This window comes from Stenotrophomonas sp. GW821-FHT09E08 (assembly GCF_059416125.1).
The window spans coordinates 98,571-112,752 of sequence record NZ_JBWKOO010000007.1 but is presented as its reverse complement, the minus strand read 5'-3'; the positions used below and the strand labels follow the sequence as shown (position 1 = coordinate 112,752).

The 14,182-nt window shown below is 68.2% G+C and carries 11 protein-coding genes; 6 read left to right on the top strand and 5 right to left on the bottom strand.

What is annotated here, in order from left to right:
- Window positions 1-2 precede the first annotated feature (2 nt).
- Entirely contained in the window at window positions 3-4,457 is a 4,455-nt protein-coding gene (gltB, locus tag AC07M7_RS11195; protein WP_495207407.1) for a glutamate synthase large subunit, read from the bottom strand.
- A gap of 175 nt (window positions 4,458-4,632) precedes the next feature.
- On the bottom strand, window positions 4,633-5,022 hold the full coding sequence (locus AC07M7_RS11190; protein ID WP_495207406.1) for an I78 family peptidase inhibitor: 390 nt from the start codon (window positions 5,020-5,022) through the stop codon (window positions 4,633-4,635).
- 111 nt (window positions 5,023-5,133) lie between these two features.
- Between AC07M7_RS11190 and AC07M7_RS11185 the strand changes: the two genes are divergently transcribed.
- Entirely contained in the window at window positions 5,134-6,189 is a 1,056-nt protein-coding gene (locus AC07M7_RS11185; protein ID WP_495207405.1) for a DNA topoisomerase IB, read from the top strand.
- On the opposite strand, the gene AC07M7_RS11180 is transcribed toward AC07M7_RS11185, so the two are convergent.
- Window positions 6,167-6,475: a putative periplasmic lipoprotein gene (locus AC07M7_RS11180; protein WP_046984765.1), complete on the bottom strand. Its 309-nt coding sequence runs from the start codon at window positions 6,473-6,475 to the stop codon at window positions 6,167-6,169. The genes AC07M7_RS11185 and AC07M7_RS11180 overlap by 23 nt on opposite strands.
- 195 nt (window positions 6,476-6,670) lie before the next feature.
- Here AC07M7_RS11180 and AC07M7_RS11175 point away from each other — a divergent pair, with 195 nt between their 5' ends.
- The 3 genes from AC07M7_RS11175 to AC07M7_RS11165 all read left to right on the top strand — a co-directional run bounded on the left by AC07M7_RS11175 (window position 6,671) and on the right by AC07M7_RS11165 (window position 10,128).
- Window positions 6,671-7,777 carry an SDR family oxidoreductase gene (locus tag AC07M7_RS11175; RefSeq protein WP_428709469.1) on the top strand — a complete coding sequence of 369 codons (1,107 nt, stop codon included), beginning with the start codon at window positions 6,671-6,673 and terminating at the stop codon, window positions 7,775-7,777.
- Between the two features lie 119 nt (window positions 7,778-7,896).
- On the top strand, window positions 7,897-9,312 hold the full coding sequence (locus tag AC07M7_RS11170; RefSeq protein WP_495207404.1) for an XVIPCD domain-containing protein: 1,416 nt from the start codon (window positions 7,897-7,899) through the stop codon (window positions 9,310-9,312).
- 3 nt (window positions 9,313-9,315) lie between these two features.
- Entirely contained in the window at window positions 9,316-10,128 is an 813-nt protein-coding gene (locus AC07M7_RS11165; protein WP_495207403.1) for a hypothetical protein, read from the top strand.
- Here the strand turns inward: AC07M7_RS11165 and AC07M7_RS11160 are convergent.
- A complete protein-coding gene (locus AC07M7_RS11160) occupies window positions 10,063-11,184 on the bottom strand; it encodes a serine hydrolase domain-containing protein (protein WP_495207402.1) in 1,122 nt (373 codons plus the stop codon). The two genes, AC07M7_RS11165 and AC07M7_RS11160, sit on opposite strands and share 66 nt — an antisense overlap.
- A 191-nt stretch (window positions 11,185-11,375) precedes the next feature.
- On the opposite strand from AC07M7_RS11160, the gene AC07M7_RS11155 reads away from it, so the two are divergent.
- Both AC07M7_RS11155 and AC07M7_RS11150 read left to right on the top strand, forming a co-directional pair.
- Window positions 11,376-11,762 carry a BlaI/MecI/CopY family transcriptional regulator gene (locus tag AC07M7_RS11155; protein WP_136638451.1) on the top strand — a complete coding sequence of 129 codons (387 nt, stop codon included), beginning with the start codon at window positions 11,376-11,378 and terminating at the stop codon, window positions 11,760-11,762.
- Between the two features lie 3 nt (window positions 11,763-11,765).
- Window positions 11,766-13,751, top strand: coding sequence for a M56 family metallopeptidase (locus AC07M7_RS11150; RefSeq protein WP_495207401.1), 1,986 nt, complete (start codon window positions 11,766-11,768; stop codon window positions 13,749-13,751).
- A gap of 67 nt (window positions 13,752-13,818) precedes the next feature.
- Here the strand turns inward: AC07M7_RS11150 and AC07M7_RS11145 are convergent, their stop codons facing one another.
- A complete protein-coding gene (locus AC07M7_RS11145; protein ID WP_046984771.1) occupies window positions 13,819-14,133 on the bottom strand; it encodes an I78 family peptidase inhibitor in 315 nt (104 codons plus the stop codon).
- Window positions 14,134-14,182: the final 49 nt, after the last annotated feature.

Below are 14,182 nucleotides of genomic sequence, written 5' to 3'. Positions count from 1 at the left end.
CGTTATGCGGCGCGGCGCAGGGTTTCGGTCAGGGATTCGATGCTGGCGGCCTTGGGTTTGACCAGCCAGAACCTGCCGATGTAATCGCGGAACTCGTCCAGGATCTGCTGTGCCCAGATGCTGCCGGTCAGCTCGCGGTGGCGGCCGATCAGGCGATGCAGGTGCTGGCGGTAGTTCTCGAAGCCCTCGGCCGATACGCGGTGGATGTCGATCAGCTCGTGGTTGTAGCGGTCGACGAAATCGCGGTCGACGTCCAGCACGTAGGCCAGGCCACCGGTGAAGCCGGCACCGAAGTTCAGGCCGACCTTGCCCAGCACCAGCACCACGCCATCGGTCATGTACTCGCAGCAGTGGTCACCGGCACCTTCGACCACCGCCAGCGCGCCGGAATTGCGCACAGCGAAGCGTTCGCCGGCACGACCGGCAGCGAACAGTTCGCCGCCGGTAGCGCCGTACAGGCAGGTGTTGCCGATGATGGCCGTGCTGCGTGCCTCGAAGCGCGCGCCGCGCGGCGGACGCACCACCAGGCGGCCGCCAGCCATGCCCTTGCCGACGTAGTCGTTGGCTTCGCCTTCCACCTCCAGATGCAGGCCGCCGACGTTGAACGCGCCGAAGCTCTGCCCGGCACTGCCGCGGAAGCGTAGTTCCAGCGGCGATTCGGCCATGCCCTGGTTGCCATGCGCGCGTGCCACCGCACCGGACAGGCGGGTGCCGATGCTGCGGTCGGTGTTGTGGATCAGGAAGCGGTGTTCGCCACCGCGCTTGTGCTCAATGGAATCGGCCAACAGGCCATCCATCTGCGTGGCCAGGCTGTCCGGCGATTCGTACAGGCGCTGCGCGGCACAGTGGCTGCCTTCGTAACGGGCATCGGCCAGCAGGCGCGACAGGTCCACGCGCACGCCGTCGCGTGGCGCGGCCTCGATCTGCCGCAGCAGGTCAGTACGGCCGACGATCTCTTCCAGCGAGCGCACGCCCAGGTAGGACAGCCAGCCACGCACTTCCTCGGCCAGCAGGCGGAAGAAGTTCTCTACGCGCTCGGGCTGGCCGGTGAAGTGGTTCTCGCGCAGGCGCTCATCCTGGGTGGCAACGCCGGTGGCGCAGTTGTTGAGGTGGCAGATGCGCAGGTACTTGCAGCCGAGCACGATCATCGGCGCGGTGCCGAAGCCGAAGCTGTCCGCGCCCAGCAGTGCGGCCTTGACCACATCCAGGCCGGTCTTCAGGCCGCCGTCGGTCTGCAGCAACGTGCGCCCGCGCAGGTCGTTGGCCACCAGCGCCTGGTGTGCTTCGGCAATGCCCAGCTCCCACGGCACACCGGCATAACGGATCGAGCTGACCGGCGACGCACCGGTACCGCCATCGTGTCCGGAGATGGTGATCAGGTCCGCACCGGCCTTGACCACGCCTGCGGCGATCGTGCCCACACCGGCATGGCTGACCAGCTTCACCGACACCAGTGCGGTCGGGTTGACCTGCTTGAGGTCGTAGATCAGCTGCGCCAGGTCTTCGATGGAATAGATGTCGTGGTGCGGCGGCGGCGAGATCAGGCCGATGCCCGGCCTGGCATAGCGCAGCCGCGCGATCAGTTCGTTGACCTTGTGGCCGGGCAGCTGGCCGCCTTCGCCGGGCTTGGCGCCCTGCGCGACCTTGATCTGCAGCACTTCGGCGTTGACCAGGTATTCGGCGGTGACGCCGAAGCGACCCGAGGCCACCTGCTTGATCTTGCTGCGCCGCGCGGTGCCATAGCGTGCGGGATCTTCGCCACCTTCGCCGGAATTGCTGCGGCCGCCAAGGCGGTTCATGGCGATGGCCAGCGCTTCATGCGCTTCCGGGGAGAGGGCGCCGAGACTGATGGCGGCAGTGTCGAAGCGCGGGAACAGTTCGCTGGCCGGAGCCACGTCATCCAGCGGTGTCGGCGCAGCGGCTGGAACCAGTTCCAGCAGGTCGCGCAGCGCCGATGGCGGGCGCGCATGCACCGCATCGCAGTACTGCTGCCACGCACGCGGGTCGCCACTGCGCGCCGCGCGCTGCAGGGTGGTCACCACGTCCGGGTTGTACATGTGGTACTCGCCGCCGTGCACATACTTCAGCAGGCCGCCGACATCCACGCCCTGCTGCGCGTCCCAGGCCTGAGCGCACAGTTCGCGGGCGTCGGCATCCAGCCGCGCGAAGCCGGCGCCGCCGATGCGCGAGGCGGTGTCGGGGAAGCACAGGTCCACGACTTCCGGCTCCAGGCCGATGATCTCGAACAGCTGCGCGCCGCGGTAACTGGCCACGGTGCAGATGCCCATCTTCGAGATGATCTTGGACAGGCCCTTGTAGATGCCCTTGCGGTAGCGGCGGCCGATCTGCGATTGCTCGCCGCCCTTGCTGAGCTTGAGGATGCCACGACGGCCGAGGTCGAACAGGGTCTGGTAGGCCAGGTACGGATACACCGCGGTGGCGCCGAAGCCGAGCAGGCAGGCCATGTGGTGCGGATCGCGCGCGGTACCGGTTTCCACGATCAGGTTGACGTCGCAGCGCAGGCCCAGGCGCGACAGGTGGTGGTGGACCGCACTGGTGGCCAGCAGGGCATGCACCATCGGACGCCCGGCCACCGGGTAGCGGTCGGACAACAGCAGCATCACCATGCCATCGCGCGCGGCCTGTTCGGCTTCGGCGCAGATGCGCTCAATGCCGGCACGCAGGCCTTCATCCTCGCCGTAGGACAGGTCGAGCAGGCGGTTGGCCTGCACGTACTGGTCCATCTTCAGCAGCTGCCGCAGCTTGCGCTGGCTCAGCACCGGCGAGTTGAGAATGACGTGGTTCACCGTCTCCGGGCCGGCATGGAAGATGTTGGTCTCCCTGCCGAGCTGGGTGGACAGCGACATCGCGCAGTCTTCGCGCAGCGGATCGATCGGCGGGTTGGTGACCTGCGCGAAGGCCTGGCGGAAGTAGTCATAGAGCGGACGGCTGCGCTGGCTCAGCACCGCCATCGGCGTGTCGTCGCCCATCGAGCCAGTGGCTTCCTGCTCGGTCTCGGCCAAGGGCCGCAGCACCTGCTCCACTTCCTCACTGCTGAGCTGGTACAGCTTGTGGTAGCTGCGCAGGGTGCCTTCGTCGAACGGTTCCTCCACCAGCGATGGATCGATCAATTCGGTCTGCAGGTAGGTCACGCCCTGCTGCAGCCATTGCTTGTACGGCGCGCGACCGCGGTTGATGCGGTCCACCGCATCCGAATCGAGCAGGTCGCCGCGCTTGAGATCGATGGCGATCATCTCGCCCGGGCCGAGCTTGCCCTTGCGCACCACGCGCTCGGTGGGCACTTCCCATACGCCTGCTTCGGAGGCGACCAGGAAATGGCGGTCGGCGGTCAGCATCCAGCGCGCCGGGCGCAGGCCGTTGCGGTCCAGCGTGCACACCGCATAGCGGCTGTCACAGGCAACGATGCCGGCCGGGCCGTCCCACGGCTCGCTGTTCAGGCCGTGGAATTCGTAGAACGCGGCCAGGTCCGGGTCCTTGAATTCCAGCGACTGCGTAGCCGGCGGCACCAGGATGCGCAGGGCCTGGATCAGCTCCATGCCACCGGCGACCATCAGTTCCAGCATGTTGTCCAGGCTCTGCGAATCGGAGCCATGCATGGAGATGACCGGGTCGAATTCACCGATGTCGAAGCGCGGCGTCTTCCACACCTTGCTGCGCGCCTGCGCCCAACGCCGGTTGCCTTCAATGGTGTTGATCTCGCCGTTGTGGGCGAGCATCCGGAACGGGTGTGCCAGCGGCCAGCGCGGCAGCGTGTTGGTGGAGAAGCGCTGGTGGAACACGATCGCGCTGGAGGCCAGTTCGCGGCGCTGCAGGTCCAGGAAGAAGCGGCTGAGCTTGTCTGGCAGCACCATGCCCTTGTAGCTGATCGCATCCGGGGTGAGGGTGGTGACGTAGAAATCGGCATGCTCGCGCAGCTGCTGTTCGCTGCGACGGCGGGCCAGGAACAGCGCCAGCGCGAAGCCAGCATCATCCTGGCCGACGCCGGCGTCGACGAACACCTGCTCGATGCGCGGCAGCGTGTCGCGCGCCAGCTGGCCGCAGACGCTGTCATCGGTGGGCACCTCGCGCCAGCCGGCGAGCTTGCAGCCCACCGCTTCCAGCTGCGCCTGCAGCTGCGTACGGCACGCCTGCGCGGAATCGGCATCGTGTGGCAGGAACACCAGGCCGGCGGCGAAGCGTGCGGAGACCGTGATGTCGGCTTCGCTGGCCAGCAGTTTCAGGAAGGCATCGGGGCGGCGCAGCAGCAGGCCGCAGCCATCACCGGTCAGGCCATCGGCGGCGACACCGCCACGGTGGGTCATGCGCGAAAGCGCGGCGATGGCGGTATCAACCAACAGGCGCGATGGTTGATCGTCGAGCTGGGCGACCATGCCAAATCCACAGGCATCGCGCTCGGAGCGCGGGTCGTAAAGCCCTTGGCGGTTGCGGGGGGCCATCTCTACCTCGATGCGGAATGAATTGAACGGGGACACTCAAGCCCGCTCAATCCCTGGAGCGCATCGTGAGGCCACCGGATGCCTCGACTAGATCACAGGTTGCTGCAACGCCGCAATACACGGTTGCAGGTGCAACAGAACGCGCCGGCAACACGGTGCCGGCGCGGGGCCGGACTCAGCCGCAGCGCGCGCCGCTGACGGCGCCCTTGGCGTCCACTTCGATGTTCAGGCGGTCGCCGAGGAACTCCATCGTGGCCACGTCGTTGGGCTTGAGCACGCGCACCTGGCTTGCGCCGGCATCTTCCTGTGCCTGCTTGCCCAGTGCATCGGTGTAGGCCTGGCCGACCAGGCTCTGCACCTGGCTGGCATCGCAGGTGCCGACCGGCGGAGCCTCGGTGGCCTTGCCGGCTTCGTCGGCCGGCGCCTTGGCTGCTTCGGCGGCCTGCTGGGCGTGGGCCGTGGCCGAATCCTGTTCATCCAGCGCCGGTGCCTGGCAGGCGGTCAGGGCCAGCATGGCCGGCAGCAACAGGGCGGAGAGCGAACGGGCGCGAATCGGGAACGACATCATGACTCCGGAAGGGGTTGTGAAGACCCGAGCATAGCGGCGAACCGGCCCTCACGTGTTTGTCTTGTGTTATCGACAGGATCGCGGCATGGCGACGGCGACACTACAGGGATGCCAACCCCCTCCACCCCCGAACGACAGGCCGCACGCGCGGCCGGCCTGCGCTATGTCGACGACACCCAGCCGGGCATCAGCCGGCGCCGCGCAGGCAAGGGTTTCAGCTACCGCGATGCTGATGGCCACGCGATACGCGACGCCACCACCCTGCAACGCATCCGTGCGCTGGCGATTCCGCCGGCGTATACCGCCGTGTGGATCTGCGCCCACGCCAACGGCCACTTGCAGGCCACCGGCCGCGATGCACGCGGCCGCAAGCAGTACCGCTACCACGCCGACTGGGCCAAGGAGCGCGACGCCGGCAAGTTCGACCGCATCATCGCCTTTGGCGAGGCCTTGCCCGCGCTGCGGCGGCGGTTGTCGCGGGATCTCAAGCGACCTGGGTTTCCGAAGGAAAAGGTGCTGGCCATGGTGGTCGCGCTGTTGGCGGACACCCTGGTTCGGGTCGGCAATGAAACCTATGCACAACAGAACCGTTCGTTCGGACTGACCACACTGCGCAACCGCCATCTGGAGTTGCTGCGCGGCGGCCGGGTACGCATGCGTTTCCGTGGCAAGTCCGGCCAGCTGCAGGAAGTGACGGTGGGCGATCGCAGGCTGGGACTGCTGGTACGGCGCCTGCAGCAGTTGCCGGGGCAGGCGCTGTTCCAGTACCGCGATGACGACGGTGCGCTGCAGCCGGTGGATTCCGGCGCGGTGAACGACTACCTGCGCGGGGTGATGGGCGAGGACTTCACTGCCAAGGATTTCCGCACCTGGGGCGGAACGGTGACGGCGGTGCAGGCGTTCGCCGCCACCGAGCTGCCGGAACCGGCCAGCCAGCGCGCGCTGGCGCAGGCACAGCGCGCGGTGGTGTGCGAAGTGGCGTCGCTGCTGGGCAACACCCCGGCGGTATGCCGCAAGGCCTACATCGACCCTTGCGTGTTCGCCGGCTGGGAGCGCGGCGAACTGGCCAAGCTGGCCGGCCTGCGTGGGCCGCGCCAGTGGGAACAGGCCACCTTGCGCGTGCTGCGCAGGGCGCGCAGGCTCAGCCGCAGTAGATCGCGGTGATGTTGTTGGTGCGGCCCTTCTCTATGGTCAGGCGGTCGCCGCCCTCGCTGGCCGGCGGCACCCGCGGACCGTCGTGGCGCAGCACCCGCACGTGCAGGCTGTCGCTGTCCACGCGTGCGCGGGCCACGGTGGCATCCGAAGCGGCCAGGCCCAGTGCGCCGCGCACCATGTCGCTGTGGCACTGCCCGGAAATGACGCCGTCGATTGGCTGCACCTGGGCCACCGGCGAGCTGCTGCAGGCGGCGAGGGCAAAGCAGACGGCGGCGGTGGCAATGGCATGTTTCATGGAGGCGTTCCTTGTGTGGTTGCGTGCAGCGTGCGACGCCGCACGTGGTGGCGGAATGAATACCGTGCACATCGTGGACACGGTGCGCTCACTGCCGCTAACAGGATAGGTGCAGACACTGCAGGAGCGGCGTGCGCCGCCCCCGGTAGTGCCGGCCGCTGGCCGGCAGCCCCCTTCCCTCCCGAGGAGACCTGCATGGCCACCACCAAGAAAACCCCCGTTCGCCGCAAAGCCTCGCCCAAGGTGCGTAAAGGCAGCACCGCGACGAAGACCGCTGCCGACCCCGATCGCCCACGGGTGGTGAAGACGGCAACCCGCAAGGCGGCCGCCAGCGATCCACGGGCAGCGCGCGTCGCGGCCCGACAGCGACGCCTGCAGGACCAGGAAAAGGCCAAGGACGTGCGCGCGGCAAAGAAAGCCACGAAGAAGACCGCAACCCAGGCCGGCATACGCCGACAACCGGAGGTGATGCCGGCGCAGCAGCTGGCCAAGCCCGGGCATGAACACGAACTGGAGTTGGCGCCGCGTTTCCTTGCACCGGACTACGCCGGCAGCGGCAAGCTGCAGGGCATGCGCGCGATTGTCACCGGTGGCGATTCCGGCATCGGCCGTGCGGTGGCGGTACTGTTCGCACGCGAAGGCGCCGATGTGGCGGTACTGCACCTGGACGAGGCTGCAGACGCCGACATCACCCGCCAGCATGTGGAGCGCGAAGGTAGCCGCTGCGTGGTGATCGCCGGCGACGTGCGCGATCCGCGCTTCTGCAACAAGGCGGTGAAGCAGGTGGCCAAGGCCTTCGGCGGCATCGACATCCTGGTCAACAATGCTGCCTTCCAGCTGCATTGCGAGCGCCTGGAGGATCTGGAGGACGCCCATCTGCAGGAAACCCTGCAGACCAACATCGGCGGCTACATCCAGATGGCGCGCGCGGTACTGCCGCATCTGGGCGAGGGTGCCAGCATCATCAACACCGGTTCGGAAACGGGAATCTTCGGCAGCAAGGCGCTGATCGACTACTCGGCCACCAAGGGCGCCATTCATGCCTTCACCAAGGCGCTGGCCAGCCAGCTGCTGCCGCGTGGCATCCGGGTCAACTGCGTGGCACCGGGTCCGGTGTGGACGCCGTTGAACCCGGCCGACAAGCCGGCGGAGGACGTGGCGGAGTTCGGCAAGGACAGCGACATGGGCCGGCCCGCACAGCCCGAAGAACTCTCGCCGGCCTATGTGTTCCTGGCTTCGCCGGTCTGTGCCAGTTACATCAGCGGGGTGATCCTGCCGGTGATGGGCGGGCCGCGGGGGTGAGGCCGGGCGCGGCATGTGCTGCCTGAATGGGGCGTGGCGCGGGGTGTGCGCTGTGTCAAAAGCTCCGCCGGGCGGCTGGGGTAGGCTGACTCCCAACCGATCACGTTCAAGGACCGACCATGCCCGGGATGGACATCAACGCGGCGGCCAATGAAGTCGTCGCGCTTTTACGACAGAACGACGCGCGCGGTGCCGCCGTTCGCCTGGAGGCCCTGCACGACGGCCAGAGTGTCGTGGTGCAGGAATCGCTGGATCGCTACATTTCGGCGCGTGCCGCCACCGAACTCGAGGCGTTGCGACGCAGCGGTGGTGTTGCCGCAGCGGATGCGGCCACGGTGAACCCGATGCTGGATCGCCTGGGCGAGGCGACGCGGCCACCGCGGATGCCCGATGCGGCAGAGACCGCAGCGCTGAGCCAGGCCCAGCAGTACGATGTGTATGGCAGCATCGTGGCCCAGCGCGGCAACACTGCGGCGAATGACGCGATGGCAACGCAGGACCGCGTGGTGCTGGGGCTGCGCGACGAGAACCGCACCACCGAGGCGCGCGGGCGTGGCGTCTACGACGACCGTATCGTGGTGCTGTGGAAGGATGCGCAGGGCCAAGGCCATGTGCGTGAGTTCAACCAGGCGACGACCGAACCGACCGCCCAGTACGACGGCCATGCCAAGACCACGCCGCGCAGCCCGGGCTTCGGCAACGTGGCACCGCGTACCAAGACCGAGGGTGAGGACGTCAACGGCGACCGGGTCAAGGACCTGGGGCGCTTGGGCGAGGGCACCACCGAGATGCGCGCAACGACCCATCCGCGCAATGGCCATCCCGATGAGTTCGCGCTGCGTCCCTCGCAGGATGCGATCACCGCAGGCGCCGGCCGTGTGGAGCGCGACAGCAATGGCGACGGCTGGTTCGATGCGCGCGATACCCAGGGCGTGCAGGACCTCAACGACACCTTCAAGATCCATCGTGGCAGCCGCTCCAACACCGATTCGGCCGGCTGCCAGACCATCGGCGGCGGTGAGTACGACGACTTCGTGTCGACGGTGCGCGGCACGCCCGGGCAGAACCGTTGGCAGTACGTGCTGACCTCGGTCGCCCCCGGCCAGGCGCGCGAGCTGGGGCAGGACATGCCGCTCGCGGCCACTGACGATCCCCGTCAGCCGCAGCATCGCGATCATGCCCTGCAGCAGCAGATCAGCACGCGCCTGCAGGCCCTGGGCGGACGCTACGCCGAGCATGCTGATGACTACAGCCTGGTGATGCTGTGCGAAGCGAAGGCTGCGGGCATCACCCGGGTCGACCAGATCGTGGCCAGCAATCCCAGTGCTGGACGTGCGGCGGGCGAGACACTGTTCCTGGTGCAGGGCAGTCCGGGCGATCCTGCGGTGCTGCGCGCAGGGGTCAATGCAGCCGAGGTGCGCGAAACTTCGGTGGAAACCAGCCTGCGTCAGCTGCAGCAGCAATCACGCGAACAGGCGGCACCCACACCCGCGCCTGCACACCCGCAGGAAGCGCCGGCGATGGGAGGGCGTTGAGCGATGATCCGATCACACCTGATGCCGAGCGTTTCGTTGATGCTGTTGCTGACCTGCAGCGCCTGCGCGCCCGCTGGGGAGCGCGTCGCGCCGGTAGCGCCCACCGCCAGCTCGGCGGCGAAACCGGAGGCCTTGCCTGCGCAGACCCTGCCCACTGATCGTGGATTGCCCGCACTGCCGGAAGCCTCCGGCAGCGCCCATCCCGGCGGTCGCTACGCTGCGCTGCCCGAACCTGCCAGGCAGGTGCTGGCGCAGTTGAAGTGCGACGTGGAGAGCGTCAGCAAGGTGCAGGTGCTTTCCATTCCCGCGCAGGATGGCCAGCAGGATTTCATGGTCACCGATCGCAGCGGGCCGCGTTTCCGCTACTGGATGCGGTCGTTCTCCGGTCGTGGCGGTACCACCGGGTATCTGGTGCAGCTGCAGGACTGCCCGGCAACCACCACGGGCATGCGCGCCTACATCGCACAGGGAGCCGCACCGCTGCAGGATGTCACCGCGTCGTTGCTGGCGCAGGCCAAGCTGCCCGACGCGGCGACCATGACGGCTTACCAGGACAAGGGCGCGGGTGATCTGTTCGCCTTCATCGGGGCGCTGGACAAGGTGCCGGTGCTGCGCTGGGTGGCCGAAGCAGACCCCGAACAGCCACTGGCCGTCGAGGCGCGCAGCTTCGACCATGGCAATGCCATCCACGGTGGTTTCCTGCGCTGGAACCAGGATCACTTCGAAGTGGCCAGGACCGTACCCGCCGCCCTATGGCCCTGCGACGACAGCCCGTTGCTGCCGTGCAAGGGGGACCCGTTCGTAAGCGGGCGGTGAGGCGTCACGCGCGTAGAAATCGGCAATGCGGGGGATGAACTGCTGTGGATTGGCGCCGACCAGATTGGTCAGCACCACCACCGCGACGTCGCGGTCGGGATAGACCACGAAGGCCGAGCGCGCACCGCCGATACCGGCCACCTGAAGGTCGGGCGATGCGCGCAGTACCGGCCAGCCACCCGCCCACGGGCCGGCACGGCCATCAGCCAGGCGCTCCGCGCTCCACATCCGCCGCAGGGCCGTCTCCGGCAGCAGGCGGCCTTCGGTCAACGCAACCAGCCAGCGCGCGGTGTCATCGGCGGTGGTGAGGATGCCACCACCGGCCCACAGTGAAGGCGGAATGTCGTAGAACCAGTGCGACAGGCGCGGCGGTGCATCGGCTGCGTCGGTGGCACGCGGGGCCAGGCTGTACATCGTCGCCACATCCGGGATCAGGTCGTAGCTGTCGCCAAAGGTGGTGCGTGCCATGCGCGCGCTGCTGAACTGGCCGGTGGCGAGGAATCGTTGATAGGACATGCCCGATTGCTGCGCGATGATCCGCGCCAGCAGCACGTAGTTGGTCTGGTTGTATGCGAAGCGCTGGCCGGAGGCCGCCTCCATCGGCAGCGCGGTGACCGCCGCCCACGCTTGGGCTTCGGTACCACCGCCCAGCAGTCCGCTCGCATCGAGGATGTCGGGCAGTCCCGAGGTATGGGCCAGCAGTTGGCGCACACGCACGTCCTGCCAGGTGGCCGGAAGATCATCCAGATAGCGCGATGCCGGGGCATCCAGATCCACCCGGCCCTGCTGCGCCAACTGCGCGATGGCCACGCCGGTGAACGCCTTGGTGGCCGAGTTGAGCGGGAAACGGGTATCACGCGAGGCCGGCACCCCGTTCTCGACATTGGCCAGGCCATAGGCCTCGGACAGCACGACCTGCCCATCCTTGACCACTGCGATCTGCAATCCGGGGATGCGCTGCTCCAGCATGGTCTGGCGGATCAGGCGACGGGTCCGGTCGTTGGGGTGGTCCTGGCTGGCGGACACAGCGGGTAAGGGCAGGGCGCTGATGAGCATGAGCACGACTCGAAGCGTTGGGCGGAACATGCGGGATTCCGGCGGGGCGTCGAGGATCGGATGCAGGGGGCACGGAAAAGGTTTAACGGCATTGTCGCGCCTACCGTTCGTCGGCCCATGACTTCCGGGGGGTTGACTACAGTTGTCGTCAAGCAGAAATTGGCGACACGTGTAGTCAAGGGAGTGGTGTCATGCGTGGCAAGACGATCGGGGACCAGGAACTGGCCCTGCTGCAGTACATCGATGAACATGCGCCGGCCACGGTCGGCGAGGTTGCCAGTGGCTATGGCGAGGCCCGTGGCCTGGCCCGCTCCACCGTGCTGACGATGATGGAGCGGCTGCGGGCGAAGGGGTATCTTCGTCGCCAGCAGCAGGACGGCGTCTACCGCTACCAGGCCACCCGTGGCCCGGAAAGCGTGCTGCAGGGCGCGGTGGCCCAGTTCGTCGACAACACCCTGCAGGGCTCGGTGTCGCCGTTCGTGGCCTACCTGTCGCAGCGCCAGCAGGTCAGCGACAACGAGCTGGCCGAGCTGGAAGCGCTGGTCGCCGAACTCCAATCGCGCCGCCACGAGGGCTGAGCCATGGACACCACGATGCTGATCCTGTTGTTGGAACGGCTGGGCTGGACCAGCCTGCAGACCGTGCTGCTGGTGGCCCTGGTGTACGGCGTGTGCCGCGCACTGCCGTCCCTGTCGGCGGCCACCCGCTGCCGCCTGTGGTGGCTGGTTTCGCTGCAGGCCGTGCTCGGCCTGTTCTGGAGCCAGCCGCTGCAGCTGGCCTGGCTGCCGGCACCGCAGGCGGTGGCGATCACCGCCACTGACGTTGCCGCGGATCTGGTCTACCCGCTGGCCCCGGAGGCCTCGGCACAGCTGTTGGCCGCAATGCCGATGCCTGCCGCGGATGTGCCGGCGGTGGCATGGTGGACCGTCGCACTGGCCGCGCTGTGGATGTCCGGCGTGCTGCTGATGGCACTGCGTACCTTCGGTGAGTGGCGTCGCTGCCGCGCGCTGTTGGCAGCGGCCTATCCGTGCGAGGACCAGGCGCTGGTGCAGGCCCTGCAGCTGGCCGCCGATGCGCACGGCGTGCGCCCTGCACCGCGGCTTTGGATGAGCACGCAGGTGGACGCACCGCAGCTGGTCGGCCCGTTCCGCCCGGTGCTGCTGCTGCCGGCCGGCGACAACGCCTTGCAGGGCGATGCGCTGGACCTGGCACTGACCCACGAGCTGCAGCATCTGCAGCGGCGCGATCTGCAGTGGGGCCTGCTGCCCGCATTGGCCCAGCACCTGTTCTTCTTCCACCCGCTGCTGCGCTTGTCGGTGCGCGAATACGCACAGGCCCGCGAGGAAGCCGTGGATGCGGCCGTGGTCGGCCAGCACGGCGCGAGTCGCCAGGCCTATGGCCGCCTGCTGTTGCAGCTGGGCGTGGCACCGCAGCCACACCTGGGCGTGGCCAGCGCCGCGCCGAATACCACCAGCCTCAAGCGCCGCCTGCTTTCGTTGCAGTCGCGCCGGTCCTGCCCGCGCATCCTGGCGATGGCGTTGACCGCTATCGTCGTTGTGGTGGGCGTGGCACCGATGCGGCTGGTGGCGGCGCCAGTGCCGCCGGCACCGCCGGCGCCTCCGGCCGCACCGAAGGCCGTGGTGCCGCCGCCACCGAAGGCACCGCCAGCGCCTCCGATGTCCGCGCGAGTGCCAGCCGTTCCGGTGGCTCCTGCGGCACCGGCCGAGCCGGCCGATGTCGAGGCGCTGTCAGGCCCGGACGATGCGGATGTGGCGGTCGACGTGGATGTCGATGTGGATACCGACATGGACAGTGAGCATTCGACCTCCCACACCACCTCCATCACCACCTATGGCCGTCTGGATCTCGGCAAATCACCGCGACAGGCCTACGTGCTTGTCGATGGTGATTCGACCTTCGCCAATGGCGGCATCGACGATGTAACGGTGGCCCGCAGGCAGCTCGGCAAGGGGCCGGCGCTGTGGTTCCGCCAGGGCGACAAGCGCTATGTGGTGCGTGACCCGATGCTGATCCAGACCCTGCAGCGCGCCTACAGCGGCGCCGCAGACCTGGGCCGCCAGCAGAGCGAACTGGGCCGCCAACAGAGCGTGCTGGGCCGCCAGCAGGGCGAACTCGGCAGGCAGATGGGTGAAATGGGCCGCCTGCAGGGCGAGGAGTCGCGCCGCATCGCACTGGCCGCCGCCGAGGCAGCACGCAATGCGATGGCCGCCCATGACATCAACCGTGATGCCGCCGCGGAAGCGGCGAAAGCGGCGCGCGGTACGACCCACGATGTGGCCGTTGCGCGAGAGGCTGCACGCGAGGCTGCCGCCGAGGCACGTCGTGCGATGCAGGAAGCCCGCAGCGAGGCCGCGCAATCCGGCCGCACCCGTGACATGCAGCGCCTGGCCAGCCAGCAGTCCGAACTGGCCAGCCGTCAGGCGGCACTGGGCAGCCAGCAGGCCGCGTTGGGCGAGCGCCAGGCACGCGTGCAGGCCCAGGCATCGCAGCAGGCGCAGCAGGTGATCGCGCGTGCACTGGCCAGCGGCAAGGCCGAGCGACTCTGATCGGTAGTGCCGGCCGCTGGCCGGCAATGTGGGGTGCCGGCCAGCGGCCGCCACTACCCTGGGAACATCAACCGCAGCTGGCGCGCTCGATGCGGTTCTGCGCATCTACCTGCACGGTCACGCGATCCTGGCGGAAGTCCATGGTCACCGCCATGCCGGGTTTGACCACCCGTGCACCGCGCGCGCCGCTGTCAGCCACCAGTTTCTTGATCGTGGCTTCGTCGGCGGTCTTGCCGGTGAAGGCTTCCAGCGCCTCCGGCCTGCATTCGTGCGTGGCGTCGGCCACTGGCGCTGGCGCGGGATCGTGGGTGGTGCTGCTGCCGGCGTGACTGCAGGCTGCCAAGGGCAGGATGGCGAGCAGGACCAGGGGATTGAGGCGCATCGTCGGGCTCCAGGCGTGGATGATGGCGGCAGTGTCACCGCTGCCACCG

Coding starts and splice junctions, on each gene's coding strand:
- gltB (WP_495207407.1), bottom strand. CDS start 4,457: ATGGCCCCCCGCAACCGCCAAGGGCTTTACGACCCGCGCTCCGAGCGC.
- AC07M7_RS11190 (WP_495207406.1), bottom strand. CDS start 5,022: ATGTCGTTCCCGATTCGCGCCCGTTCGCTCTCCGCCCTGTTGCTGCCG.
- AC07M7_RS11185 (WP_495207405.1), top strand. CDS start 5,134: ATGCCAACCCCCTCCACCCCCGAACGACAGGCCGCACGCGCGGCCGGC.
- AC07M7_RS11180 (WP_046984765.1), bottom strand. CDS start 6,475: ATGAAACATGCCATTGCCACCGCCGCCGTCTGCTTTGCCCTCGCCGCC.
- AC07M7_RS11175 (WP_428709469.1), top strand. CDS start 6,671: ATGGCCACCACCAAGAAAACCCCCGTTCGCCGCAAAGCCTCGCCCAAG.
- AC07M7_RS11170 (WP_495207404.1), top strand. CDS start 7,897: ATGCCCGGGATGGACATCAACGCGGCGGCCAATGAAGTCGTCGCGCTT.
- AC07M7_RS11165 (WP_495207403.1), top strand. CDS start 9,316: ATGATCCGATCACACCTGATGCCGAGCGTTTCGTTGATGCTGTTGCTG.
- AC07M7_RS11160 (WP_495207402.1), bottom strand. CDS start 11,184: ATGCTCATCAGCGCCCTGCCCTTACCCGCTGTGTCCGCCAGCCAGGAC.
- AC07M7_RS11155 (WP_136638451.1), top strand. CDS start 11,376: ATGCGTGGCAAGACGATCGGGGACCAGGAACTGGCCCTGCTGCAGTAC.
- AC07M7_RS11150 (WP_495207401.1), top strand. CDS start 11,766: ATGGACACCACGATGCTGATCCTGTTGTTGGAACGGCTGGGCTGGACC.
- AC07M7_RS11145 (WP_046984771.1), bottom strand. CDS start 14,133: ATGCGCCTCAATCCCCTGGTCCTGCTCGCCATCCTGCCCTTGGCAGCC.